Source organism: Lacticigenium naphthae DSM 19658, assembly GCF_000425865.1.
GTDB classification, from domain to species: Bacteria; Bacillota; Bacilli; order Lactobacillales; family Carnobacteriaceae_A; genus Lacticigenium; species Lacticigenium naphthae.
Window position 1 is genome coordinate 153709 of the sequence record NZ_AUEG01000001.1, and the last position, 26133, is coordinate 179841.

Below are 26133 nucleotides of genomic sequence, written 5' to 3' on the forward strand. Positions count from 1 at the left end.
AATTTCAGGTTCCATATATTGACAGATTCACATGCCTATGCTATTATTTAGATAAGATATCTGAGGTGTTCGTGATGTCTAACTATGTGTTGACCGAACAAGTAATAACTCAAAGGGATTCGAAAGAATAGATGGATAACAAACCTTATCACTTGGTAGTTAGAAATTTATTTGGCGAAACCCACCTGCTAATTGCGGGTTCAACCAAACTTGACATAAAAACGGCACCATCGGATTTCTCAATTTGTACTTTATGTACTTGAAAAGAGCTTAAGGTTTATCCTTAAGCTCTTTTTATTTGTATCCCTCTGTCGTTTTTCTATGAAAACGAAATCATTTGCGTTAAAATAGAATTACCAATAAGGGATGGAGTGATAAACATGTTACAAGAATATAAGCGCATTTTAGTTGCTATAGATGGATCAAAAGCTGCTGATCATGCTTTTAAAAAAGCTGTAGCAGTTGCCAAAAGAAATGATAGCGAGTTGGTCATTGCTCATGTAATCGATACTCGTGCCTATCAAAGTTTCACTACTTTTGAGGGTGGATCAATGCAAAACAATGCAAAAGATGAAGCAAATCGTACATTAAATGAGTATGAACGGTATGCTAACAATCATGGTTTGGAAAAAGTGAAAATCATTTTAGAATTTGGATCTCCTAAATCAATAATTGCTAAGCAATTACCGAAGCAAGAAAAAGTAGATTTAATCATGTTGGGTGCTACAGGATTAAATGCAGTCGAACGTTTATTTATAGGCTCTGTTTCTGAATATGTAATTCGCCATGCGGAGTCTGACGTTCTAATTGTAAGAACTGATTTGGAAAACGAAGCTATAGACTAAAAAATAGGGGTGGAAAAAGTCAACATGACTTTTTCCACCCCTTATTTTTGCTTATCTCAAGCGTTCAATATCTCTTGCAATCATAACTTCTTCATCAGTAGGAATCAAGAATACTTTGATTCGAGAATCTTCTGTGGAGATCTCTCTTTCTTTTCCTCTAACATTGTTTTTTTCTTGATCTAGTTCCACACCAAAACTTGTCATACCATCTATGACATTTTTGCGTGTTTCCGGACCATTTTCTCCAATACCTGCAGTGAAGACAATTGCATCTACGCCATTCATTGTTGCTACGTAGGATCCAATATATTTTCTTACACGGTCTTCAAATATACGCAATGCAATACGCGCATTTTCATTTGTATCTTCGACTTCTTCTAGGTCGCGCATATCACTAGAAATTCCGGATAAACCTTTTAGTCCAGATTCATTATTTAGAATTTTGATCATATCGTTGATATCTGTTAAGCCTAATTTATCCATTAAAAATGGAAGCAATGAAGGATCTATATCCCCAGAACGTGTACCCATTGTCACACCAGCTAATGGAGTGAATCCCATTGACGTGTCAACTGATTTACCACCATCTACTGCCGTTATTGAAGCTCCGTTACCTAAATGACAAGTAATGATTTTCAGCTCTTCTATCGGACGCTCCATCAATTCAGCTGCTCTTTGTGCAACATATTTATGACTAGTTCCGTGAGCTCCATATTTACGGGCATTATATTTTTCATAATATTCCATAGGGATACTATATAGATAATTTACTTTAGGCATTGTTTGATGAAAAGATGTATCAAACACAGCTACGCTAGTAATACCAGGTAATATTTTCCCAAATGCTTTTATTACAGAAGCATTTGCCGGATTATGCAGAGGTGCAAACTCTGATAAAGATTCAATCTGTTCGATTACTTCGTCAGTAACAAGAACTGAATCATCAAAGATTTCCCCACCCGCTACTACTCGGTGTCCAACTCCTTCGATTTCTTCAAAGTTTTCGATAATATTCAATTTTGTTAATTGCTCCAGTAACATTTCAACTGCTATTTCGTGATCGTTAATGTCTCTGATATCTTTATATTTTTTCCCTTCGCTATACTTAATGGTAAAAATAGAATCATTCAAGCCGATTCTTTCTACTACGCCGGAAGCTAAAACTATTTCTTCAGGCATTTCAAATAATTTCCATTTCAAGCTTGAACTTCCTGCATTGATTGCAATTGTTTTTGTCATTCTATACTCTCTCCTCTTTTAGTGATACTTTTAAAATTGTTGTTTCCATAATTTGATTTCCTGCGTAAATCTTTTCACTGCTTCTGCATTTTTGAAATCAGGAGCAGTTGCTAGCAAGACTTCTTTTGGCTGTCTTGCTTTGGAACCTTTCTTTTGAACAATAAGAATTGCTTTACTCATGGATTGCTCTTTAAACCATTCTTTTGGTAACTGCACGATGCCATAAAAATACCCAAGATTTTGAATGGTTTCGAGTAATTTAGGAGCTTCAGCCGTATCAAAAAGATTTCCCGGAACTAAAAAGAAGCCGAATCCACTCTCTTTTAAATAGTCCATACTTTGTTCAATGAACAAGTGGTGTACAAAGGAGTGTCCCTCTTCAGATTTAGTTTGAAACCGTTCTGCATTGTCATCTATCGGATAATAACCCACAGGAAGATCACTAACTACTAGGTCTGAAGGTTCGTAGAGCAAATTAGTTAAGGCATCCTGATGTGTCAAATGTATTTTTTTTTGTTGCAACTCAGCACTTATTGCTGTTAAGGATAACAGCGTTTCGTCATTGTCTATTCCTCTTAAAACTAATTCTTTATTATTTTCATCAAAATAATTTTTTAATACAAATACTAAGTTTCCAGTTCCAATAGCAGGATCCAATAAAGATACAGAATCATTATCTAACTCCACAAATATATCAACGAGAAAAGCCATAAGAAGACCTATAGCATCGGGTGTCATTTGGTGGTTAGGTTGTATGTAATCCTCTTTTGTACCTTTGATGATCGCTAGTTGCATTGCTTTCCGGAAATCCTCACTTGTTGCATCTAGTTCTAAAATATGACTATATATACTCTTTAATTGACTGTTTGTGGATTCAGTTAAATTATATTCTGCAGGAATCATTCCATTTTCCGAAATATTTTGACCTGTTTCAATTAAACTTTCAAAATAAGAAAGCTCTAACTCTTTTTTTAAAAGTAAAACTGATTCATTCATTAAGTCAAAAAGAGAATTTACATTTTCAATAGCCACAGTGACCCACCTTTCTAAAACTAAAATCTATTTCTATTTTAACTGAACCTTTACTAATTCACAAGCTATATTCCCATTTTGCTGTACTAGTATTACTAATATACTGTACTATAAAAAATCCAATCTATTCTTTTGAATGCTTACTTTACTGTATTTTTATAATAAAAAAGAACTTAGGTAGATACCTAAGCTCTTTTAATTATTCTCGATTATTGAGCAACTGGATAAATAGAAACTTGTTTTTTGTCGCGTCCTTTTCTTTCAAAACGAACAACGCCATCACATTTTGCGTATAATGTGTCGTCTCCACCTATTCCTACGTTTACTCCAGGATGAATTTTAGTTCCGCGTTGGCGGTATAAAATTGATCCTCCAGGAACAGTTTGACCATCCCCACATTTTGAACCTAATCGTTTGGATTGCGAATCACGACCATTAGTTGTTGAGCCGCCACCTTTTTTGTGGGCAAATAATTGTAAATTCATTTTTAACATCCGAATGCACCTCCCATTTTATTTTATAGTCCGTACATTGATATGATCTGCATATTCATTAGCTATGTCTGAAATAGAAATAAATAAGCTCTCCAACAACAATTGAATGATCTCTTGCTGCTTAATCGAAAGCTCATTAAGTGGAAATGTCACATATAAATAACCACCATTTTTTTCATCTATCTCTGTAATCGGTTTGACATGACTTAATTTTTCGATGCTATTGACCGCTCCTATACTAAGAGCGGAAGCAGCTGCACATACTATATCGTAACCATAAGGACCTGAATCAGCATGTCCAGTCATTTCAACTGAAACTATCTCGTTAACATCATTGCGATGAAAAGATGCTTGTATCATTACCTCATCTGCCTTTGTTCTTATGCATTGATTTTGTTGATCATAATTTTTGAATAAGGTTGACGATGTCCTTGTTTACGGTGAGTGTGTTTTTTAGGTTTGTATTTATACGTTACGACTTTTTTCGCACGTCCCTGTTTTTCAACAGTTCCTTCAACACTAGCTCCAGAAACAATAGGAGATCCTACTGTAGTTTCTTCTCCTCCGAGAAGTAAAACTTCATCAAAAATAACTGTGTCACCTGCTAATACGTTTAATTTTTCTACGTAAATAGATTGACCCTCTTCAACTTTGATTTGTTTTCCACCAGTTTTAATAATTGCGTACATTCTATGCACCTCCTTAATAGACTTAGACTCGCCAAGATAAGTGGTTGTTGCCAACGCTTAAGACTTATCGATGCGCGGTTGTAGTTGTGGTGCTACACATTTACAACATTAATAGCATATCAAATTTGACCAGGAGAGTCAATTCTTATTTTCATCTGGAGAATTATTCATTTAAAAATTTCTTTGAAGAAACCGTGCGTTGACTAAACTGTTCTGCGAATCTCAAATCATGTGTGATCATCAATATTCCAATTCCTTCTTCAGCAATCGTTGTTAGCAGCTCACCAAATCGGTCTGCAGTCTCATGATCTAGTGCCGAAGTCGGTTCATCTAAGCATAGTATTTTCGGATTGAGCATCAATGCCCTTGCAATGGCCACTCTTTGTTTTTGCCCACCGGATAACGCACTCGGATAAACATTTTCTTTTTCAATTATATCTAATTCTTCTAACAATTTTTCTGCTTTTTCATTTGCTTCTTCCCGACTCATTTTTTTATTGAGGATAGGACTAAGTGTACAGTTCTCTTTCACAGTTAAATGAGGGAACAGTTGAAAGTCTTGAAAAACCATCCCAATTTCATCAGGATTCGGTTTTTCATTTCCTTTATTTTCATTGCTAGAAAGATAAATTTTGCCCCCCAAATATATTTCCCCTTTATCCGCGGGTTCTAACTTATTCAATATACGAAGAAAAGTTGTTTTTCCAGAGCCTGAAGATCCCACTATCGAAACTATTTCCTTTGGTTTTAGTGTTAATGAAAAATCATCAATGAGTATTGTTTCATTCATTACTTTTCCTAAATTCTTTACTTCTAACACTTGATCTCCCCCTTTTTAAAACTGGAATTTCTTCTCTATATAGTTCAATAAATATGTCAGAATACCCGTAATGATCAAATATAAGATGCCTACAAAAATAAATGGGATGAGTGAAGCATAACGATTAGCCGCTATTTGTCCAGCTCTTAAAACTTCACCTAATCCTAGAATGTATACTAGCGAAGTATCTTTTACCAACGCAAGAACTTCGTTGCCAACACTTGGAAGAGTTGTTTTTAATACTTGCGGTAAGATAACTTTAGTATATCCCTTGAAATGACTGATCCCTAAAACTTTTAAAGCTTCAAACTGTCCGTTGGGTATTCCAACCATCCCTCCTCGGAAAATTTCTGCAAAATATGCTGTATAATTTAGTATAAAAGCAAATGTCGCAGCGGGAAAACGATCTAATACTATACCAATATAGGGAAGACCAAAAAATACAAACATAAGTTGTAGCAAAAGAGGTGTTCCCCGCATTACATATATATATAGTTGGATGGCCGGCTGCATTATTTTAGGACCATATACTCTTAAAACAGCTACCGCTAAACCTAGAGGAAGCGAGATAGCGAGTACGATACTAAATAAACTCACTGTTACTCCTAATCCATCGATTATAGAAGGGATGGTTGACCACAACATAATTATTTCCTCCAATTCTTAATTCTTGAATTTTATTCTGTAAACCATTCTGCATAGATACTATCGTAAGTACCATTTTCCATTAAGTTTTCAATTGATGCATTTATTTCTTCTCGTAACGTATCATCATCTGGTCTGAATCCAATTGCGTATTCTTCTTTTCCAAAGTCTTCATCTAATACTTTGTAGGCTGCATCAGGATTTTGGTTCATATAAAAGCGTCCTAGCGTTTCGTCTACGACGATCGCATCGCTTCTTCCAGAAATCAAATCATTGAACACGTCATTATTCGAAGGATATTGGACGATTTCTCCATTTTGAAATTTTTCACTGATATTACTCGCATCACTTTCAATTGCTTCCACAGCACTTGAAGATTGTTGGGCTGCAACCACTTTACCCTCTAAGTCAGATTTTTCATTAATTCCATTTTCCTCTAGAGTAACAATTAGTTGGCTATTATTTAAATACGGTATTCCAAAGTCCACTTTTTCTGCTCGTTCATCCGTAATAGTATATCCATTCCAAATCATATCGATATTTCCAGCGTTTAGTTCAGTTTCTTTCATCGCCCAGTCGATTGGCTGGAAGGAAATCTCATAATCTAAATCTTCAGCTACCGCATTGGCTAAATCAATATCAAACCCGATCAATTCACCTTCATCATTTCTGAAACCCATTGGAGCAAATGTATCATCTAGACCAATAATTAATTCTTTTTGTTCTTCTACATTGGTTTCTTCTGGTGATTGACATGCTGCAAGAAACATTCCTGTGAGAGCTAAACCTGTCATAAGTGTTTTTTTTGTATAGTTTTTCATACATTTATCCTCCTAGTTTAAATTAACAGTGAACTTTTCAATTAAAAATATTCTCTCTATTTAAGGCTGCAGTCCTTAAAATAAAAAAATCGTCCTTTAATCCTCTCCAAACGGAAAGAATTAAAGGACGATTGGAATAATCGTGGTCCCACCTTTATTCGTAACAATAATTGTTACCTCAGCACGTTCAAACTACTAAACGCCGGCATGTTAACGGATGCGACCGGATAAGCTTACTCAACTTCAGCCATCAGCTCAGAGATGTGTTTTCAAATTCGTCTGTTAGTTACTCGCACCGACCGTAACCTCTCTGAAATAGACATCCTTTTACTTTTTCTCTTCATTGCTTTTGATTTTTTTATATCTTAGCATACTTATTTGTTTTTACCAAATAGTTTTTGCCAAATACTTAATTTTTCTTCTTTGATACTCATGAGAGGAACAGTTTCTCCCAATATTCTTCGTGCTATGTTCCGATATGCCTGAGAAGCTGAATTATCTGGATTTAAGACAACCGGATTTCCTTGGTTAGAGGAACGTACGACATTATCATCATCAAATATGATCCCTAGTAAGTCAACAGACAAATGGCGTGTGATTTCGTCAACGTCCATCACTTCTCCACTTTGCATCATATTTTTTCGAATGCGGTTGATTATTAACTTGGGTCCAATAATATCCGTTTTTTCTATTAATCCAATAATTCGATCTGCATCTCGGATAGCCGATATTTCCGGGGTAGTGATAAGAATCGCTTCATCTGCTGCCGCAATAGAATTTTTGAAACCTTGCTCAATTCCTGCTGGACAATCAATCAATATATAATCATAATCAGATTTTAATTCGCCGACTAAATCTATCATTTGTTGTTCATTAACAGCACTTTTGTCTGCATTTTGTGCAGCAGGCAACAAATAGAGATGATCATTAAATCTTTTATCTTTAATGATTGCTTGATGCAACTTAGCTCTTTCTTCCACAACATCTACGATATCATAGATAATTCTATTTTCAAGGCCTAATACAACATCGAGATTCCTCAATCCTATGTCCATATCGACCAAACAAACTTTTTTACCTTGTAACGCAAGTGCTGTTCCGATATTTGCAGTAGAGGTCGTTTTTCCTACTCCACCTTTTCCAGATGTAATGACTATTGCTTTACCCATTTTCATATAGCCTCCTCGACAAGTTACCTAGTTGGGGTCTAACTTTTTTCAGTCCATTGACTGGTTCAAAATCCAAAATATGTAAGTCATTCATATAAGCAGCTTTATACGAAAACTTAGTAGACGATTGATTTTCTTCATTTTCTTCGCTGTTTTCTTCCATCACATGAATATGATCTGCGATTCTTACTTGAGATTTGTGTGCAAAATTAGAAACAACCACTGCTTGATCATTTCCTTCAAATCCCGCATGCGCAATTCCTTGCAGTTCTCCGATAATAAATATATTACCTTTAGATCGAATCATCCCACCAGGATTGATATTTCCTATTAAAAGAATATCCCCAGATGCTTCTATAATTTGTCCACTTCTTACAGTTGCTATTTCTAATATTAAGCTAACTTCTTTTTGCCACATTTCAGCTTTTTCAATCTCAATTACATCTGACGTGATTGCTTTCACTTTAAAAAGAGGAATCTCTTCAATAGTTTCCCGTATTTTAATCTTTTCAGATTCCTCAAATAGACGTTTACCGGTTTTAACGAGAACTTGAATTTCTTTATGTTTATTTGAGAAAGATTGGCTATCTTTTTTTATTCCTTGAATCAATTCAGCTAATTCTTCCATCAATTCATCATAAGATCCGGAGTCCTGTAAATGTATCTGATAGCCATCTTTTACCCCTTTTAAAAGGATTTTCTGAGCCAAGACAACTCCTCCTTAATTAATGCCATATTTTATTTAGAATTTACCGTTTTTTTCATTAAGTGGTTTAGTGGAAAGTAAATTGTCGGGAACATCATCACATTTAACAGCAAAGTATACCCCAATCGAATAGCTAAAAAATCTATTAGTGTGAAACTAGTAAAATCGATCATATAATAAATTCCGTAAACCATAAATTCGAATACTGTTATAAATAAAATTTGAAATAAACCAATCGTCCAAAAATTTCTATTAAAAAAATTTTTAAAATGAAAAACCATGTTCACTAATAAAACTAAAAAAAACATATAAATACCCAAAATACCACTATAGTAACTATCGTAAACGAATCCTATGAGGAAAGTTAACATGATCAACTTCTTGAAATCCAAGTGAAATGAAAAAAAGATTAGACCCATGAGCATCATTCGTGGAACCATCATTTTTAAATCATCTGGGAAAAATGACTTGATCACTATACTTAAAAAACCATCAGTCAATAATAATCCAAACAGAATAAGTGAAGGAAGAATGAAAGGAGATGTCTTACTCTTCATTTTATTCTTCCCCACTTTCTATGTTTCGGTTAACAATTGTTACATAACGAATATCATTATAGTCACTAGCTGGTTCAATAAAAACTTTTTGGGATAGGCCAAAACTATCTAATGAAATTTCCTTAACGGTTCCGACAACTAACCCTCGTGGAGTCTTTCCTCCCAATCCGGAAGTAATGACCTGTTCACCTATTTCAATTTTTACTTCAGTAGTTATTTGCTCCATAATCAATCGATTCGTTGGTTGATCATATGCATTTACAACTCCATGAACAACTTTGCCTTCAGCTGATATGACTTCAGCAGATACTTGGTTATTTCTTTGATCTAACGTTGAAAGCAATTGAACTTTCGAGCTAGTTGGGCTCACCTCTGTAATGCGTCCTATCATTCCATTACCGGAGAGTACAGCCATCCCCTCTTTAATTTGGCTTTGACTACCTTGATTAATAACAATTTGTTCTAGCCATCCATCTGGATTTCTTGAGATGACTGTCCCCGTTATCTTTTGGTAATCTGTCAATGTTTCTTGAATGTTTATTTCTTCTCTCAATTGTTCATTTTCATTTTTTAAAACGCTAAGTTCAGCTTGAGTTTCGTAAAGTTGCTCAATTTCTCTTTTTAATCTTTGATTTTCGGTATACGTATCTTGTATCTGATCTACTGTTTCAAAAAGATTATTCACCGCATTTGCAGGTTTAGAGAATACTCTCCCAGAAATAGCAACTACATCATTAGAAATACGTTGGACGAAAGGAGCAGAACCTGAACGGTTTAAAGAAAGTGAAAAAATTGCGAGAAAAAAAATTACACTAACCAGGATAATTATAAGCTTTTTGTTGGAAAAAAACTGATTCACTCTTAACACCTCTTTATTTCGCAAGCTCCAATTATTTTACCATAATTCAAATCTAAAATGCAGACTTCCTTTAAAATTAATGAAAGAAGCGGGAATTTAGATTCCCGCATTTCCTTCATCTATTTTATTGGTTTTTTGCTTGTTTACGATATATTTCAATATGTTTCAAGGCTTCTCCTGTTCCTATGGCAACACAATTAAGTGGGTCGCTGGCGACAAACACAGGAACCTCAGAATCGTTTGCTAAAACATCTGTTAAATTTTTCAACAAAGCTCCTCCACCGGTCAACACGATCCCACGATCAATTACATCCGCAGATATTTCTGGAGAGGTTTCTTCTAATGTCTCTTTAACTGCACTTATTATACCTTCGATGACTTCTTGTATCGCAATAGCGATATCTACAGCAGATATTTCAATTGTTTTGGGCAATCCACTCAGTAAGTCTCTTCCCCGAATTTCTGTTGTTCCATACTCTTCAGCCATTTCCTTTGAAGCACAGCCAAGATCTATTTTGACCTGCTCTGCTGTTCTCTCACCAATGAGTAAATTATATTTCTTTCGAATATAATGAATAATTGATTCATCCATTTTGTCTCCAGCCATTTTTATGGTGCGACTACTTACTATACCACCTAATGATATAGTCGCAACGTCAGTAGTGCCTCCACCGATATCCACAACCATGCTACCGGTTGGATCCATAACAGGTAGGCCCGCTCCTATTGCTGCTGCAAAAGGTTCTTCTATCAAATAAGCTTCTTTGGCACCTGCGCTCATTGTTGCATCAATAATTGCTCTCTTTTCAACTTCCGTACCACCGCCAGGAACACAAACCATTACTGCGGGTTTAGAAGCTGATTTCCCAACAGCTTTTTCAATAAAATGTTTCATCATTGTTGTTGTCACATCAAAATCAGCAATAACCCCATCTTTCATTGGACGTATAGCCAAAATTGATCCCGGAGTCCTACCGATCATATTTCTAGCATCCATTCCGACAGCAACTACTTCATCTGTTGTCGTATCTTTAGCTACAACTGAGGGTTCACTGAGAACAATTCCTTTTCCTTCTAAAAATATATTTGTATTTGCAGTTCCTAAGTCAATTCCAATTCCTTTTTTACCAAAAGTAAACACCTTTGTCATCCTCTCTTGAATAAAACACAACTCTGTTAATGAGATAATGGGGTCAGCACAATCGCAATTCAAAAAAAATTGTTTCTGACACTCACCTTCCTATTCTACCATTATTTTCAAAATAATATAGGCTTCACTTATTTTTTAATCCAATTTTAAATCCTTGTTACATCATTGCAATGTTCCAGTTAGACTTATTTATATATTCTAACATAGAATCAAAAAAAGGCTGGGAAAACATCCCAGCCTTTTACTATTTAAGTTTAAGTTTAAGTTAAATTAGTTTTTTGTTACGTTAGCAGCTTGGGGTCCACGGTTTCCTTCTTCAATACTGAAAGATACTGATTGACCTTCATCTAATGATTTGAATCCTTCTTCTTCGATAGCTGAGAAATGTACGAATACATCGTCTCCTCCGTCACGTTCAATAAATCCAAATCCTTTTTCTGCGTTAAACCATTTTACTGTACCTGTTTCCATCTTTTAAATTCCTCCTCGTGCCTTGTGCACAAATTATTTCACATTATTGCTAAAGGTCTGAATTGGAATGCTTAAACATTTCATTGTTCTTTTTCTCTAACATAATGCTACATTTATTTTACCATTTCAACTAGTGAACAATATATCTAAATTCAAAAGAATTAAATTCTTTTAAAAAATTAGTTTTTTGTTACGTTAGCTGCTTGAAGACCACGGTTTCCTTCTTCTACGTTGAAAGATACTGATTGTCCTTCTTCTAATGATTTGAATCCTTCTTCTTCAATAGCTGAGAAGTGTACGAATACATCATCTGCTCCGTCACGTTCGATAAATCCAAATCCTTTTTCTGCGTTAAACCATTTTACTGTACCTGTTTCCATATTACATTTCCTCCTCGTGCTTAAGCACTATTTATTCACATTATTGCTAAAGGTACGAATTGAAATGCACTACACATTACTAAGTTCTTCTCTAACAAAACGCTTAGCTAAGTATAGCATGTTGAAAAAAGATGCGCAAGTATTGATTTCTCCATTTCAATTTTACGATTGTTCCCTTTCATTTTTAAAAGTAATTGTGTTCTTTCAAACTATAATAACTACTTTCTCCTATTACAATATGATCTAATATTTCAATTCCCATTAATTCTCCGCATTCAATCAAACGCGTTGTAAATTGAATGTCAGCTTGACTTGGCTCAGGATTCCCTGAAGGATGATTATGAACCAAAATAATTCGAGCTGCGGAATATCTCATGCCTTGTTTGAAAATTTCTCGTGGATGGGCAACCGATTGAGTAAGCGACCCAACAAATACTGTTTCTTTTTTTATTATTTCGTTTTTCGTATTTAAATAAATAGCAATAACATGTTCTTGCTGGAGTCCCTTCATTTCTGATATTAATAAATTTCCAATTTGCTCACTAGAAGTGATTTGTCCACTTTTAATTTGTGTCGCTGTTGCAATGCGAAATCCTAGTTCAATCGCGGCTTTTAATTCGATTGCCTTAGTCTTACCAATTCCAGTTATTCCCATCAATTCTTCAATGGAAATGTATTTTAGATAAAAAAGATCTTCAACTTGATTTAATAACGACATGGCCACTTCCATCACACTACTCCCTCTCGTCCCCGTACGAAGTAATATCGCCAATAATTCATAATTCGCTAAAGCTTTTTCTCCATATTCTATCATCCTTTCTCTCGGTCTTTGCGAAAGAGGATAGGTTTTAATATTTGTTACTGATTGATTGTCCAAAAAAGTCCCTCCTTATAACGTAAAAATAAATACGCAATCAGGAGGGGACTGAATTTAATTTTTTTCTAAAATTTTACGAACTTCATCTAAATCTTCGCAAATCATCAAGGATTTTTCTTTTGCTTCACTATTGGGTTGAAATAAATCAGGGACCATTATTACTAGCATTTCAGCAGCGTTTGCAGCACGAACTCCATTCAAAGAATCTTCTAGTATCAAAGTTTCTTTCGGATCAGTGCCTAGTTTCTCCAAACTTTTCAGAAATATATCTGGAGCTGGTTTGGAATTCACTACCTCATCTCCACCAGTTATTTCATCAAAAAAATGACTTATTTTATTTTTTTTCAAAAGAAATTCAACCAATTCTCTTTGTGAGCTTGAGGCTACAATTCGCTTAATATTATTTTTTTTCAAATAATCAAGTAAAGGAATCAAGCCTTTTTTTAGAGGAACCGGTCTGTTTTGCATCATTTCTTTCACAGCTAATTCACTTTTTTCTATAAACAAATCAACTAATTCTTTTGATTCATGTTGCTTGTACAGACCTGCAAAGAAAACTTCATCCGCAGTTCCAATATATTTTTCATAAGTTCCATAATCAAACGGCATGTTTATTTCATCAGCGGCGGCTTGATTTGCCTGATAATATATAGTTTCTGTATCAAACATTAATCCGTCCATATCAAAAATCACTGCTTTGATTTGATTCATTTTTCACCCTCATTTGATTTTTTCAGTATAATTAATTGCTTTTCTACAGCCTCATATTTTTCTGTATAAACGGCTTGTTTTTCTTTTTCTTCTTGAACAACTTTTTCAGGAGCGTTTGAAACAAATTTTTCGTTAGCTAATTTCTTCTTCGTCCGTTCTACCTCACTAGCCCATCTAGTTTTTTCTTTTTCTAAACGTGCAATTTCTTCTTTTATATCAACTAAACCAGATAAGGGTAGGAACAATTCTGCTCCTGTAACTACAGCTGATTTGGCTTCAACTGGTGAGTGGATGGTTAAAGAAATTTCTAGTTTTTCAGGATTGCAAAATCTTTCAATATATAATTTGTTCTCATTTAGAAATTCATTGATTTCTTCATTTTTGGTTTTGATCAATAGTTCGATTTTCTTGGAGAGTGGTCGATTGACCTCAGCTCGTATATTTCTAACTGCTCGAATCAAATCAATGAGTACAGCCATATTTTTAACTGCCTTGTCATCTTGCAAGTCCGTGTTTGCAACTGGATAATCAGCTGTAACTAACGAGTCTCCTTCCATAGGAAGATAACTCCAAATTTCTTCTGTGACAAACGGCATAATGGGATGCAGTAATCGCAAAGTCTGGTCAAGTACATAGACTAAAATAGATTTAGTTGCTTGTTTTTCCTCTTCTGTTCCATTGAACAGAATTTCTTTGCTCATTTCTATATACCAGTCACAGTAATCATCCCATATGAAATGATAGAGTTGTCGTCCGGCTTCACCAAATTCAAATTTCTCAAATAATTCAGTGACTTGTTTAATGGTCTCGTTTAGCCGAGCAAGTATCCAGCGATCCGCGACTGTTTTATTTCCCTCGATGTCCTTTGGATTGTATTGAAAATCGCCTAAATTCATTAAAACAAATCGGCTTGCATTCCATATTTTATTAATGAAATTCCAGGAAGCATCCATTTTCTCATAGCTAAATCGCATGTCTTGTCCTGGCGCAGAACCATTAGATAAGAACCACCGTAACGCATCTGCTCCATACTGATCAATAACTTCCATTGGATCGATACCATTTCCAAGTGATTTACTCATTTTTCTACCTTGTTCATCTCTTATTAATCCATGAATGTAGACATTTTGGAAAGGACTTTCATTAGTGAATTCGAGACTTTGAAAAACCATTCGACTGACCCAGAAGAAAATAATATCATATCCAGTCACTAAAGTACTTGTAGGGAAATACCTTTTATAATCCTCTGCATCTTCATTTGGCCAACCCATTGTTGAAAATGGCCATAATGCAGATGAGAACCATGTATCCAATACATCTTTATCTTGTTCCCATTCGCTTTCGTTTTCAGGTGGCGTCATTCCAACGTACAATTCACCTGTCTCTTTATGGAACCAGGCTGGGATGCGGTGTCCCCACCATAATTGACGAGATATGACCCAGTCATGTACATTCTCCATCCAATTCATATACGTTTTTTCAAATCGCTCGGGTACGAAATCAACTCGTTTATCTGTTTTTTGATTGTTCATGGCTGTTTCAGCTAGAGGCCCCATTTTAACGAACCATTGTGTTGACAATCTTGGTTCGACAACAACGCCAGTTCTTTCAGAATGGCCGACACTGTGAAGCATTTTTTCGATTTTTATAAGTTCTCCAGTTTCTTCCAAATCAGAGATGATCGCTTTGCGCGCTTTAAATCTGTCTAAACCTTCATATTTTCCGGCTTTTTCATTCAGTGATCCATCTTCATTCATTACATTTATTCGTTCTAAATTATGGCGATTACCAACTTCAAAATCATTTGGATCATGTGCTGGTGTTATTTTGACAATACCCGTACCAAAATCTTTTTCTACATAATGATCGGCTATGATGGGGATTTCTCTTTTCATAAGAGGGAGGATCACTGTTTTCCCAATCAAGTGCGTGTATCGCTCATCATCAGGATGAACAGCTAAAGCGGTATCGCCCAACATTGTTTCTGGCCTTGTAGTAGCAATTTCGACTTTCTCTGATCCATCTGTAAGCGAATAAGCTACATGATAAAATGCTCCTTCGACCTCTTTATGATCGACTTCTATATCCGATAAAGCAGTTTTGGCTTTCGGATCCCAGTTGATAATGTATTCTCCACGGTAAATCAATTCTTTTTCGTACAGGGAAACAAATACTTTTCGTACAGCTTCATTCAGACCTTCATCTAAAGTAAAGCGCTCTCTGCTATAGTCCACGGATAAACCTAACTTAGCCCACTGTTCCCGGATAACTTGAGCATACTCTTCTTTCCAATCCCAAACTGTTTCAACAAATTTTTCTCTGCCGAGATCATAACGACTAACATTTTTTTCAGCCAGTTTTTCTTCGACCTTAGCCTGTGTTGCTATCCCTGCATGATCCATTCCCGGAAGCCATAGAGTATCAAACCCTTGCATCCGCTTTTGACGGATAAGCATATCTTGTAGGGTGGTATCCCATGCATGTCCAAGATGTAATTTTCCAGTCACGTTTGGAGGGGGAATAACAATCGAATAGGGCTTTTTGTCTTTGTTTCCACTCGGCTTAAATAGATTCCTCTCATTCCAAGAATCGTATTTACCTTCTTCAACCTTGCTAGGCTGATATTTTTTTGACATTTCAATTTGTTCCATAATATCCTCCTTAAATTTTTTCATAAAAAAAACCCCAATGTATTGTCTACATTAGGGCGATTGTTTTCGCGGTACCACCTAAATTACTCAACCAGTGAGTCACTTATTGACAATGATATTGGCTGTCATCCCAGGTGAAGTTACTTATTTCACTTTACCGGCTCCCAAGCTACATTCTTTTCTCCATCATCGGGAATTTCCAGCAAACTACCCGTCTCTATTGAATGATTGGAAGAAAATACTCCTCTTGATCAGCGCCACGTCTATTTAGATTTAAGTCAAAAAAATTATACCATGAAAATGGCTATGCGCAAAGCGAAAAATCATTCCTCTCACGCTTTAATTTCATCATCCTAAACAAATAGTTAGTATATAACGTATAAAAATTTTGCATTAAGTCAAGTCTGCGGTTGCATGCCTTGCTTCTGCAATTGCTTCTTCATAATCTGGATCATCTGCTATTTCTTTTACGATCTCACGATAAAGAAGTTGTCCTTCTCGGCTGATCACGAAGACAGCACGAGCAAGCTTGTCTTTTTTCTCAAGATAGAGTCCATACTCTTTCCCAAATTTTCTTTCCGCATCAATAAGCATTTCCATATCGACAGACTTTCCAGCACACCAATTATCGAACTCTTCTGCGGAATTCGCTGATATAGAAATCAAACGGACATCGGTTAACTCGGCTGCTTTAGCATTAAAAGTTGCAGTTTGTCTTGAACAAGTACTCGTATTAATATCAGGGAATACATTCAACAAAACTACTTCTCCTTTATAATCTTCTAAGGATACCGTTTTTCCTTCTTTATTATTCAACTGAAAAGAGGGTGCTTTTTCACCTACTTTTGGTAAATTTCCTACAGTTTCCATTTCATGACCCTTCCAGGTTATATTCATATACTTCCACTCTCCTTCTAAAAATTTCTCTCTCTACTTTTCATTGTACAAGTTAGAGCTAGTGAAAAGCAAAAATTACACTTTTCTCAAAGCAATTCTGAAATTTCTTGATTCAGACGATTATCTATTCCTTCGCCAACGTGAATTTCTGTAATAATCAACTTGCTTAAAGCTCGTTCAATCATTTCTTCCCCATTTAATCTATTTTCAAAATGGATTGCTCTATCCAATTTTGGCTTTGTTTTTGGACGAGGCGGTGCAAATATAGTACAACAATCCTCAAATGGTTGGATCGACAGGTCAAAGGTATCAATATTTTTAGCAATTGCTATAATTTCGTTTTTATCTAATGTAATAACCGGACGTAAAACAGGCGTGTGGGTTACTTCATTGATTACGTACATGCTTTCTAATGTCTGAGAAGCAACTTGCCCTAATGATTCTCCATTAATAATGGCTTTTCCTTTTCTCATTTCGCGAATTCGATCGGTTAAACGCATCATCATTCGACGTGTTATCGTCATGCTATATCCTTCAGGAACATGTTTTTTTATTTCTTCTTGAATTTCTGTAAAAGGTACTTCTATAAACCGAATGCTTCCGGAGTACGCTGCTAACTTAGCCGTTAATTGTTTTGCTTTTTTTAAGGCTTGTGGGCTCGTGTATGGAGGACTGTGGAAATGTACAGCCTCTATCTCTACTCCTCTTTTCATGGCCAAATAACCAGCAACTGGGGAATCTATACCACCCGACAACATCAACATTCCTTTTCCACCTGTACCAATTGGCATACCGCCAGCTCCATTCACTGTATCAGTCGAAATAAACACCCCTTTTAAGCGTATTTCTATTCTGATTATACAATCTGGATTTTTCATTTTAACTTGAATATCTTTAAACTGATCGACAATTGCTTGTCCAACTAATTGATTAATTTCATTGGTGTCATGTTCGAAATCATGATCTGCTCTTTTGGTATTGATTTTAAAAGACATATTTGGTTTATACTGGGTCCCCATTATAGCAATGGCGGCCTCTTTTATAGCCTTTATATTTTTTTCGCTTGTATATACAGGAGAAAAGGTTTGTATCCCAGAAATTTTCTTCAACCGGTCAGCCACTATTTCTCCATCGATTCCATTTAACATTATGTGCATACGATCACGTTTTGCCCTGATTTTTATTCCGGTCAAATCGGATAATGCATTATTTACATTTTGTTCTAATCTTTTTATAAAATATTTTCTGTTTTTTCCTTTTGTAGATAATTCTCCATAACGAACCATTAATTCAGTACATTCCATTTTTCCACCCCAAAATTATCTGATATCTTTAAATTTCACTATTGTTTCTTGTAGACTATCTACTAATTGATCGATCTCTGCTGATGTATTTTCCACGTCCATGCTTATTCTGACTGCTGATTCAGCTTTCCGTTTAGGAATATTCATAGCATACAATGTACTCGAATTGAGCTGTTTCTTACTTGAACACGCACTCGTTGTTGAAATATAAATCCCTTTCTTTTCGAGGGCGTGTACAACTACCTCTCCTTTGATTCCACTGATACCAAAGCAAATGATATGCGGCGCACCTTTGCTAGAAGAAAAAACATCTACGGTGGATTGATTATCCAAAAAACCCATAATGATTTTATGCTGTTTCTCTAATTGGATCGGAGCGTCAGTTAACTTATCCAAACTCATTCGCAAGGCTTTAGCCATAGCTACGATAGCTGGTAAGTTTTCTGTCCCACTGCGCAGATTGTTTTCTTGTCCTCCACCTGTAAGCAACGGAGCAAGGACCCTACCTTTTTTAATGTACACAAATCCAATTCCTTTTGGTCCATGGAACTTATGAGCAGAAAAAACGGCCATATCTACCCTCGGATAATCATTTAAATTAAATGGGATTTTCCCCAAAGTTTGTACTGCATCTACATGAAAATGGATCGAAGGGTAGTTTTCTAAAATTTTGCCGATTTCTTTTAGTGGTTGAATGCTTCCTACTTCATTATTTACAGCCATCACAGAAACTAAGACAGTATCTTCTCTCAGAGCTTCTTCAAGCAATTTCACTGAAATAATCCCATTCTCATCGACAGGAACATAAGAAACTTCCCACCCTAAAGTTTCTAGTTGCTTCATCGATTGATAGACTGCCGGATGTTCAATAGTACTAGTAATTATATGTTTTCCATATGGCATTTTTTCAATAGCGGTCCCTTTTATTACCCAATTATCGCCTTCTGTTCCACCACTTGTAAAAACAATTTCTGATGCCGACATACCTAATAGGTCAGCAATTTGTATACGAGAACGTTCCATTAAAATTGAAGCTTCTTCTCCTAATCTGTGTAAGCTAGAGGGATTCCCAGAAAAGTTGTTTGCAACAGTTGCAAACGTTTCTACTACTTCTGGGTACATTTTAGTAGTGGCACTATTATCTAAATAAATCACAAAAGTCTATTCCTTTCTAAGCGTTCTTCTGATACGACTCTCTATTTTTACATCAAAAATAAACTTGTCATTATTACAAAATTACAAAGAAAAAATAAAGAAAAGAATCTATACTATAAGACGCTCTATATCTGGCTTATAGCTTGATTCTTTTCTGATTCTTTATGCTTTTGCTAAAAACTCTTCTTTAATCCTTTTGACTGAGTCAGATTCGATTTCTTCCAATTTTTCCTCTAGCAGAGTTGCGGCACGCGTATATTCGTATTCTTCAGTAAACAAAATATAACTTTTTTCCATCACTTCTTCTACAGTCTCATTTGATTCCTGATAACGTCGTATATATTGCATATATTGTTCAGTTAGTAATGCACTTTCAATCAAAATTTCTGTTTTTTCTTCCAGGTCCTTCATATCTTCTTTTAAAAATTGATAACTTTTTCCAATCGATTTCATGTCAATTTTCAATTGGCCAATTTCTTTTTTCAGGCTTTCAATATGATCGGTCACGTAAAAAAAATATTCCAGATATTCTGCGGAAAGCCCCGGTAAATGATGCATTTCAATTTTGCGTTTTAATTCACGCATTTTTGTTTCCATCATTTTTAAATCCTCTTTAATAGCCAATTCCCTGGTTCGTAAGTTGAGAAGATTTTCATTGAGTTTTGTTATTTTTTTGTGAATAGTTTCTAAACTCGTCATCAGACTATCCAGTCTATCATTTATCAACGAGTATATAATTGTTTGATCAGCTAGTTGATCTTCAATCGATTGATAGGTTTCTTTTTCAATAGCAATTTCTTCATATAAATCAGTAAGTTCAGTTTTCATTTGCTTATCCAGAACATAATTTTGTTCTAATCTGTCAAATTCTAGTTCTATTTGATGCAATCTTTTTTCGAAATAATGAAACGCTTGTCTCAATTGTGTTTGCTTTTCTATTACTTTATCTTTAGCTCTAAATTCTGTTTCAATGATACTAAAATAGGTTTCTAATTTAGTATCAATTTTTTCACTGAGTCTATTTGCATTATTCAAGTTTAATGTTTTTATTTCTGTTTCTAAGTCATTTAGATCTTTTATTAATTCATTTTTGATTTTTTTCAAATCAAAATCAGCCACTTCGCATCCTTTTTGCTGTATTTTTCCATAAGCATTCTCTAAATCATCAACGTCTGTAGGGAAAATTTCTTCTTGAAGATTTACAAGCTCTGGTAGTTCCGAGAGATAAACGTTCATTTCATCTAACAAGTTATGTATAGAGGTAATAATGTTTTTTGCTCCAACATAATCCCTAGCTTCTGTAGCATCATAAAAAGAATTGAATTTTTTTTCAATAACTGTCAATTGGTCTTCAAGTCCCTCTAAGGCTTCTCCATATGCGAAACTATTTGTCAGCAGATTTTTCCGAATAGTTTCATATCGATTCTTCGTTTCTTTCACTTCTTTTAAATTGTTCTCATGATCTTTCAAAACTGCTTGTAAGTCACTATCTACTTCTTCGAGATTTTTCTTGACCATTTCTATATTATCTTTTATTTCTTTTTCTAGTCTGGATGCTTTTTTCAATCGGTATTGATCTACACATTTTTCTGCTTCGTAGAGAGAGTTTTCAATTTGAGAGAGCAAAACAGTTTCAATTCTTTTCCAATCTTCTTTTAAAGAAAGAAATTTCTTTTCTGATTCTCCAGTTATTTGTAAGTCTTCTATGGATAAAACTTGTTGATCAATGGTATGTTCAAAAAGTTGACTCTTTTTCTCGTCCAAACTGTCGATTACTGCATAATGTTTATTTTTTAACTGTTTTATTATAAAATAAATAACAATGAGTAATCCCATTATTCCAATAAATAGTAATTCTTGATTCATACTTTCTCCCCCAGTATCAATTGCATCTCTTTTATGAATGAAACAAAATCGTTAATATTAATTATAACAAAAATTACTCGCTATGTTATACTGAATAGAAAAATTTAATCAAATTGTATTTTAAAGGATGAGAAATTTATGACGAAAGATACTTTATTGAATCAACAACTGGAGGCCATAATTGAAGGTGAAGAAAACTTCATTGCCAATTTAAGCAATGCCTCTGCACTTCTCTTTGAGAATTTAAATGATATCAATTGGGCCGGTTTTTATTTATATGACGGAATTACTGATGAACTCGTTTTAGGACCGTTCCAAGGTAAAGTAGCCTGTATTCGTATAAGAAATGGTAAGGGTGTCTGTGGGACTGCTTTTAATACTAGTCGATCTTTTATCGTGGATGATGTGCATGCTTTTGACGGACACATAGCTTGTGATGCACAAAGTAATGCTGAAATTGTAGTCCCCTTAGTAAAAGATGGTAAAAAAATAGGTGTTCTTGATATTGACTCTCCTACATTTTCTCGCTTCAATGAAAATGATCAGAAAGAACTAGAGCGTTTTGCTGACATACTCCTAAAGCATTCTAAAATTTAAATCAAACCACTCTTTTCTTGACTATTTCTCTATAAAACGGTACAATATGCTTTGTGTAAAATAAGCAGCAGGGAATGGTAACCGCGTCAACAGTTTGTTGCCTATATAAAGCCTATATAGATTGTGCAATTGTGTAACCAGCGGCTGCAAATGGTGAAGATTGAAAAACAAACTGCACGTATTACTGAATTTCTGGACATTATTTTACTCCAAAAAATTATTGGAGGAATGAATATTATGGCACGTTTTACAGGATCATCTTGGAAAAAATCTCGTCGTTTAGGTATTTCATTATCAGGTACAGGAAAAGAAATAGAAAGACGTCCGTATGCTCCAGGACAACATGGACCTACTGCTCGTATTAAATTATCTGAGTATGGATTACAATTAAGAGAAAAACAAAAATTACGCTTTATGTATGGATTAAATGAACGTCAATTCTTTAACTTATTTAACAAAGCTAGCAAAATCAGAGAAGGTAAACAAGGTGTTAACTTCATGATTTTACTAGAAAAACGTTTAGATAATGTTGTTTATCGTTTAGGATTAGCAACTACTCGTCGCCAATCACGTCAATTAGTTAACCATGGCCATATTACTGTTAATGGAAAACGCGTTGATATCCCTTCATATAGTGTTGAAGTTGGAGACGTAATTGCTGTACGTGAAAAATCTAAAGACATGAAAATTATCAAAGAAGCTATTGAATCTATTTTTGGTCGTCCTGAGTTTGTTACTTTTGATGATGAAAAATTAGAAGGTTCACTAACACGCTTACCATTGCGTGAAGAAATGTCTGCTGAAATCGATGAAGCATTCATCGTTGAGTACTACAACCGTTAAGAAGGTCATCTTCTTTACAAGAATTTCAAGAGGCAAGAACGTTGTTATTACAACATTCTTGCCTCTTTTATTTTTTTAGAATTACATATTGTGCTTTGTTTTCCTTTTATTCTGGGGAACATTTGGGGAAGATTAAAAATCTTCCCCACTTTTGTTTAAGAGTAAAAAAGAAATGTTGAAGGAAGTGTTAGCGAGACATATAATAAACATTGGTTAAGTTGTTTATTTCTTCTACTGACACATACTAAAAATGAAAGGAGCCTATTTTGAATCTAATAAAAAAATATTATGATCCATTGATTATTCTACTTGCACTGTTGTCTATTTCTCTAGTGATTTTAGATACCACAAACTACATAAGCTTAGTTTTATCTCCTTATAAAGAATTAGATATATTAATTTTAATAATATTTGCGATAGATTATTTCACCAGGTTACTACTATCTAGAAATAAACTTAATTTTATTAAAAGAAATGTTTTTGACTTAGTCGCTATCATTCCTTTTAGTTCATTTTTTTACTATTTTAGAATTGCCAGAATTTTTCGAATCACACGTCTATCTCGACTGTCACGTTTAAATCGTTTTTCTAAAATACTACGTCTGACTAAAATAGCTGCAATTACAGGAAAAGCAAGCAAACACTTGAAAAAGTTTCTTAAAACGAATGGGTTTATTTACATGATTTACACTGCAAGTACTGTTCTGCTTATAGGTGCTTCAATTTATTCTATTACCGAAAACACCAATTTTTCAGATTCATTATGGTGGGCTTTTGTTACTGCAACAACTGTGGGATATGGGGATATTTCTCCTTCAACTACTATTGGAAGAATAACTGCTGTTATACTAATGTTAACAGGTATTGGGTTATTTGGAACACTCACTAGTACTATCACCTCTTTTTTTATGAATGATGAAGATGAAAGTATTAAGGAACAAAATCTTGAAATCAAAGAACTAAATAAAAAGATTTCATATTTACTAGAAAAATTAGATGATAAAAATTTTTAGGAGGTGTCCAATGTGGCAAGCATATTATCATAAAGGAAATGAATCTATACATATAAATGAGAATAAAGTCATGATCCAAATTGAGGATCGTGTACAGATGAGAGTTTTTAAACAGCGAGAGCTTGCGAGTTTAGAAGCGTTCATGCTACGGTTTTCGTTGGAAGTTTTAGGGAAATAAAAAAACAGATACAATTTTAAAAAGAAAAGATAAACTACGGAAGGTTTTTAGTTTTACATAAATAAAAAGAGCAGATTATTAGTCTGCTCTTTTTATTATGGTTCTATGTCAAATAGTGACCCACACTACTAATCTTAGTATATTTGACAAAGAACCTTTATAGTCTAGTATCTTAGCACCGCTGCTAAACCTTCTGAAGCAGGCATTCTCTCGTTATCAAGTACATACACTTTACCTTTAGCTCCTAATACATTTTGTGCTAATTGATTCACGTATAGATCTTCTGACCCTTCGTGGTACCGACCGTTCTCATCAATATAGCCTTTAACTTCATAGCCTTTTTCAAGAAGTAAATAATCAATTTTACCCTCAACACTTGAAAATGCTAAGTCCCCATATTGAGCTCCTAACTTAAATTCTGGAGTTGTTTCCGTAAATTGATTTCGCATAGCATTGAACCGTTTATCGATTGTTTCCTTAACAATTTTAGCAGTTTTTTCTTCAATTTCATTATTCGATAGTTGAGCTGGTGATGCTTCAATCTTCTCTTCTGATAAATCTGGATTTTTTGACAGTCTATAAAAATCAGCTAAATTTTCAGGCAATCCAAATACTAACAAGGGTAGCCCCTCTTTTTTAGTGAAATTTTCCAGAATATATTTGTCTACTGCTCTGAAATAATTCACCTGGTCAATTTGTACTTCATGACTTTTTTCGTTGTGACCATGGTGCATACCACCGATTGGCCCACCATTATAACTGTCAACATTCAATTCTCCGCCAGTGAATTCATTATCCCCCAGGGCTATGTCTATTGTGGTTGGTGCCTCTTCTGGCAATTCAATTTCTTCAATTTTTGTTTGTCTTCCTCTGAATAATTTAATGTGATCATGATTGAGGCATAATAAATGATAATCACTAATAAATTGGAAATTTTCAATTAAAGGAAGAACCAGAGGCTTTTTAGAAACTGTAGCATAATTCGCAACTGGAACAGACAAGCGGTAATAATAAAGTTCTTTAGGAGTAGCATAAAATGCTAAGCTTCCTGAGACTGATCTCCAAAAACCATCGTGGTTTTCCATAAATGGTTTCAATTGATCCATGATTTTTTTCATAACTTCTTCACTATAATTTTTTGTTAATTCGCTTTTCACTTCTTTTACTAGATTTTGAAATTGAATTTGCTTTTTATCAATTTCAAAAGGAGTGCTTTCTATTAATTGTGTTATAGAAACAACAACTTCATGTTCCTCCAGTAATTCATTTGTTGGAAATGTCATTAATTCTCTCATTCGTATCTCCCTCCAATGATTATGTTAACCTCATTTTAAAGAAAACGTGTTCATTTGTAAAACAAAAGGGCATTGAAAGTAAAAGTTCCTCTGAATCTACGTATTAATTTAGAATAAAGACGGGAATTAAACTGTCTCTTCTCCTTAAACCTAGTACTTCATTCTTTTTTTTGGAGTTCAACTAAATCCTGAAATAAAGGCAGCAGATATTCGACTGTATCCTTTATATACTTTTTTTGTTCTATAGGATCACTTAGAAGATAGCTGTTATTCGAAATAATTCTACCAACCAAAAACTCCGCCTTTTTAACTTTTTTAGCTCTAGATAATACGGTAGTTAAATTGTCAGTCGTACAAGGTTTTACAGCCGATACCGTATGATCACCTGATAGAATAAAATCATCGGGTAATTGGGTTATTGTATCCGGATGATTTTCAATGTACTTTAACATATTTAATTCATTAACGGGATTATCTATTAGAGCCAACCAAATAAAAACATGATCTTCGTTGATTCCAATTTGAAAATGAGGGAATTTTTTATACCCTCTCCTATCCCCGCCGATTCCGACCCATGTGCTCTCAGCTGGATGGACAGTTCTTCTTTTATGCTGAGCGATATGATATGGAACTTTTTCGTTTATATTTTTATCGAAGTACTCAACAAAGTATTCTCCCCATTCTTGAAATGTAGGTTGGATTATTTCCCGAATGGCTTGCATTCTATCATCTAAAGTATTCACTTGAAAAATATTGAAGTCACATTTATTGAACAAATGGGGTGCTCCTAACTTTATTTTTAAATGGGGTACTAAACAACAATACTTAAATACTCCATCATTTTTATTGATCCTCTTTTTGTAACTATA

General features: G+C 34.6%; 29 protein-coding genes, 1 other RNA gene and 3 other annotated features. Of the genes, 6 read left to right on the top strand and 24 right to left on the bottom strand.

What is annotated here, in order from left to right; all coding sequences use genetic code 11:
• Positions 1-54 precede the first annotated feature (54 nt).
• Positions 55-241: non-coding RNA, 6S RNA (gene ssrS / locus H626_RS11245), on the top strand.
• Positions 242-380: 139 nt separating this feature from the next.
• Positions 381-845 carry a universal stress protein gene (locus H626_RS0100705; RefSeq protein WP_027107617.1) on the top strand — a complete coding sequence of 155 codons (465 nt, stop codon included), beginning with the start codon at positions 381-383 and terminating at the stop codon, positions 843-845.
• A gap of 51 nt (positions 846-896) precedes the next feature.
• On the opposite strand, the gene H626_RS0100710 is transcribed toward H626_RS0100705, so the two are convergent.
• The 22 genes from H626_RS0100710 to H626_RS0100815 all read right to left on the bottom strand — a co-directional run bounded on the left by H626_RS0100710 (position 897) and on the right by H626_RS0100815 (position 21338).
• Positions 897-2084 carry an acetate/propionate family kinase gene (locus H626_RS0100710; protein WP_027107618.1) on the bottom strand — a complete coding sequence of 396 codons (1188 nt, stop codon included), beginning with the start codon at positions 2082-2084 and terminating at the stop codon, positions 897-899.
• 30 nt (positions 2085-2114) lie between these two features.
• Positions 2115-3116: a class I SAM-dependent methyltransferase gene (locus tag H626_RS0100715; RefSeq protein ID WP_027107619.1), complete on the bottom strand. Its 1002-nt coding sequence runs from the start codon at positions 3114-3116 to the stop codon at positions 2115-2117.
• A 209-nt stretch (positions 3117-3325) separates the two neighbouring features.
• The gene (gene rpmA / locus H626_RS0100720; protein WP_027107620.1) at positions 3326-3610 is read right to left on the bottom strand and encodes a 50S ribosomal protein L27; all 285 of its coding nucleotides are present in this window, start codon (positions 3608-3610) and stop codon (positions 3326-3328) included.
• An 18-nt stretch (positions 3611-3628) separates the two neighbouring features.
• Complete coding sequence (locus H626_RS0100725) at positions 3629-3970, bottom strand: ribosomal-processing cysteine protease Prp (RefSeq protein WP_027107621.1); 342 nt, start codon at positions 3968-3970, stop codon at positions 3629-3631.
• A 20-nt stretch (positions 3971-3990) separates the two neighbouring features.
• Entirely contained in the window at positions 3991-4299 is a 309-nt protein-coding gene (gene rplU, locus H626_RS0100730; RefSeq protein WP_027107622.1) for a 50S ribosomal protein L21, read from the bottom strand.
• Positions 4300-4313: 14 nt separating this feature from the next.
• Positions 4314-4389: a sequence feature (ribosomal protein L21 leader region), on the bottom strand.
• Between the two features lie 73 nt (positions 4390-4462).
• On the bottom strand, positions 4463-5119 hold the full coding sequence (locus H626_RS0100735) for an amino acid ABC transporter ATP-binding protein (protein ID WP_027107623.1): 657 nt from the start codon (positions 5117-5119) through the stop codon (positions 4463-4465).
• 15 nt (positions 5120-5134) lie between these two features.
• Positions 5135-5764 (bottom strand): amino acid ABC transporter permease, encoded by a 630-nt coding sequence (locus H626_RS0100740; RefSeq protein WP_027107624.1) that lies wholly within the window; start codon positions 5762-5764, stop codon positions 5135-5137.
• 32 nt (positions 5765-5796) lie between these two features.
• Positions 5797-6585: an amino acid ABC transporter substrate-binding protein gene (locus H626_RS0100745; protein WP_027107625.1), complete on the bottom strand. Its 789-nt coding sequence runs from the start codon at positions 6583-6585 to the stop codon at positions 5797-5799.
• 120 nt (positions 6586-6705) lie between these two features.
• Positions 6706-6938: a binding site (T-box leader), on the bottom strand.
• A 21-nt stretch (positions 6939-6959) separates the two neighbouring features.
• The gene (minD, locus tag H626_RS0100750; RefSeq protein ID WP_027107626.1) at positions 6960-7754 is read right to left on the bottom strand and encodes a septum site-determining protein MinD; all 795 of its coding nucleotides are present in this window, start codon (positions 7752-7754) and stop codon (positions 6960-6962) included.
• Complete coding sequence (locus H626_RS0100755) at positions 7747-8463, bottom strand: septum site-determining protein MinC (protein ID WP_027107627.1); 717 nt, start codon at positions 8461-8463, stop codon at positions 7747-7749. Before H626_RS0100755 ends, minD begins: the two co-directional genes overlap by 8 nt.
• Positions 8464-8492: 29 nt before the next feature.
• Entirely contained in the window at positions 8493-9017 is a 525-nt protein-coding gene (mreD, locus tag H626_RS0100760) for a rod shape-determining protein MreD (protein WP_027107628.1), read from the bottom strand.
• A gap of 1 nt (position 9018) precedes the next feature.
• Positions 9019-9876 (bottom strand): rod shape-determining protein MreC, encoded by an 858-nt coding sequence (gene mreC, locus H626_RS0100765; protein WP_027107629.1) that lies wholly within the window; start codon positions 9874-9876, stop codon positions 9019-9021.
• A 124-nt stretch (positions 9877-10000) separates the two neighbouring features.
• A complete protein-coding gene (locus H626_RS0100770; RefSeq protein WP_027107630.1) occupies positions 10001-11017 on the bottom strand; it encodes a rod shape-determining protein in 1017 nt (338 codons plus the stop codon).
• A gap of 279 nt (positions 11018-11296) precedes the next feature.
• Positions 11297-11497 carry a cold-shock protein gene (locus H626_RS0100775; RefSeq protein ID WP_027107631.1) on the bottom strand — a complete coding sequence of 67 codons (201 nt, stop codon included), beginning with the start codon at positions 11495-11497 and terminating at the stop codon, positions 11297-11299.
• A 179-nt stretch (positions 11498-11676) separates the two neighbouring features.
• Positions 11677-11877: a cold-shock protein gene (locus H626_RS0100780; RefSeq protein WP_027107632.1), complete on the bottom strand. Its 201-nt coding sequence runs from the start codon at positions 11875-11877 to the stop codon at positions 11677-11679.
• Between the two features lie 184 nt (positions 11878-12061).
• On the bottom strand, positions 12062-12754 hold the full coding sequence (radC, locus tag H626_RS0100785; RefSeq protein WP_281170647.1) for a RadC family protein: 693 nt from the start codon (positions 12752-12754) through the stop codon (positions 12062-12064).
• Between the two features lie 54 nt (positions 12755-12808).
• Entirely contained in the window at positions 12809-13465 is a 657-nt protein-coding gene (locus H626_RS0100790; protein ID WP_027107634.1) for an HAD family hydrolase, read from the bottom strand.
• Complete coding sequence (locus tag H626_RS0100795) at positions 13462-16116, bottom strand: valine--tRNA ligase (protein WP_035618126.1); 2655 nt, start codon at positions 16114-16116, stop codon at positions 13462-13464. The genes H626_RS0100790 and H626_RS0100795 overlap by 4 nt, the downstream gene beginning before the upstream one ends.
• A 49-nt stretch (positions 16117-16165) precedes the next feature.
• Positions 16166-16380 (bottom strand) — a binding site (T-box leader).
• Between the two features lie 129 nt (positions 16381-16509).
• Positions 16510-17013, bottom strand: a complete 504-nt coding sequence (gene tpx, locus H626_RS0100800; protein WP_027107636.1) for a thiol peroxidase — start codon at positions 17011-17013, stop codon at positions 16510-16512.
• A gap of 86 nt (positions 17014-17099) precedes the next feature.
• Positions 17100-18317 carry a tRNA uracil 4-sulfurtransferase ThiI gene (gene thiI / locus H626_RS0100805; protein ID WP_027107637.1) on the bottom strand — a complete coding sequence of 406 codons (1218 nt, stop codon included), beginning with the start codon at positions 18315-18317 and terminating at the stop codon, positions 17100-17102.
• A gap of 15 nt (positions 18318-18332) precedes the next feature.
• Positions 18333-19472 carry a cysteine desulfurase family protein gene (locus tag H626_RS0100810; protein WP_027107638.1) on the bottom strand — a complete coding sequence of 380 codons (1140 nt, stop codon included), beginning with the start codon at positions 19470-19472 and terminating at the stop codon, positions 18333-18335.
• Between the two features lie 162 nt (positions 19473-19634).
• Entirely contained in the window at positions 19635-21338 is a 1704-nt protein-coding gene (locus tag H626_RS0100815) for a septation ring formation regulator EzrA (RefSeq protein ID WP_027107639.1), read from the bottom strand.
• A gap of 138 nt (positions 21339-21476) precedes the next feature.
• On the opposite strand from H626_RS0100815, the gene H626_RS0100820 reads away from it, so the two are divergent.
• The 4 genes from H626_RS0100820 (at position 21477) to H626_RS11405 (ending at position 23969) form a co-directional block, all read left to right on the top strand.
• Positions 21477-21935 carry a GAF domain-containing protein gene (locus H626_RS0100820; RefSeq protein WP_027107640.1) on the top strand — a complete coding sequence of 153 codons (459 nt, stop codon included), beginning with the start codon at positions 21477-21479 and terminating at the stop codon, positions 21933-21935.
• Positions 21936-22172: 237 nt separating this feature from the next.
• A complete protein-coding gene (gene rpsD / locus H626_RS0100825) occupies positions 22173-22778 on the top strand; it encodes a 30S ribosomal protein S4 (protein WP_027107641.1) in 606 nt (201 codons plus the stop codon).
• A 266-nt stretch (positions 22779-23044) separates the two neighbouring features.
• Complete coding sequence (locus tag H626_RS0100830) at positions 23045-23791, top strand: potassium channel family protein (protein ID WP_027107642.1); 747 nt, start codon at positions 23045-23047, stop codon at positions 23789-23791.
• Positions 23792-23801: 10 nt separating this feature from the next.
• Positions 23802-23969 (top strand): hypothetical protein, encoded by a 168-nt coding sequence (locus H626_RS11405; protein ID WP_156883195.1) that lies wholly within the window; start codon positions 23802-23804, stop codon positions 23967-23969.
• Positions 23970-24133: 164 nt separating this feature from the next.
• On the opposite strand, the gene H626_RS0100840 is transcribed toward H626_RS11405, so the two are convergent.
• Together H626_RS0100840 and H626_RS0100845 are read right to left on the bottom strand one after the other, a co-directional pair.
• Positions 24134-25264 carry a baeRF6 domain-containing protein gene (locus tag H626_RS0100840; RefSeq protein ID WP_027107643.1) on the bottom strand — a complete coding sequence of 377 codons (1131 nt, stop codon included), beginning with the start codon at positions 25262-25264 and terminating at the stop codon, positions 24134-24136.
• A 158-nt stretch (positions 25265-25422) separates the two neighbouring features.
• Complete coding sequence (locus H626_RS0100845; RefSeq protein ID WP_027107644.1) at positions 25423-26040, bottom strand: DUF1054 family protein; 618 nt, start codon at positions 26038-26040, stop codon at positions 25423-25425.
• Between the last annotated feature and the right edge of the window lie 93 nt (positions 26041-26133).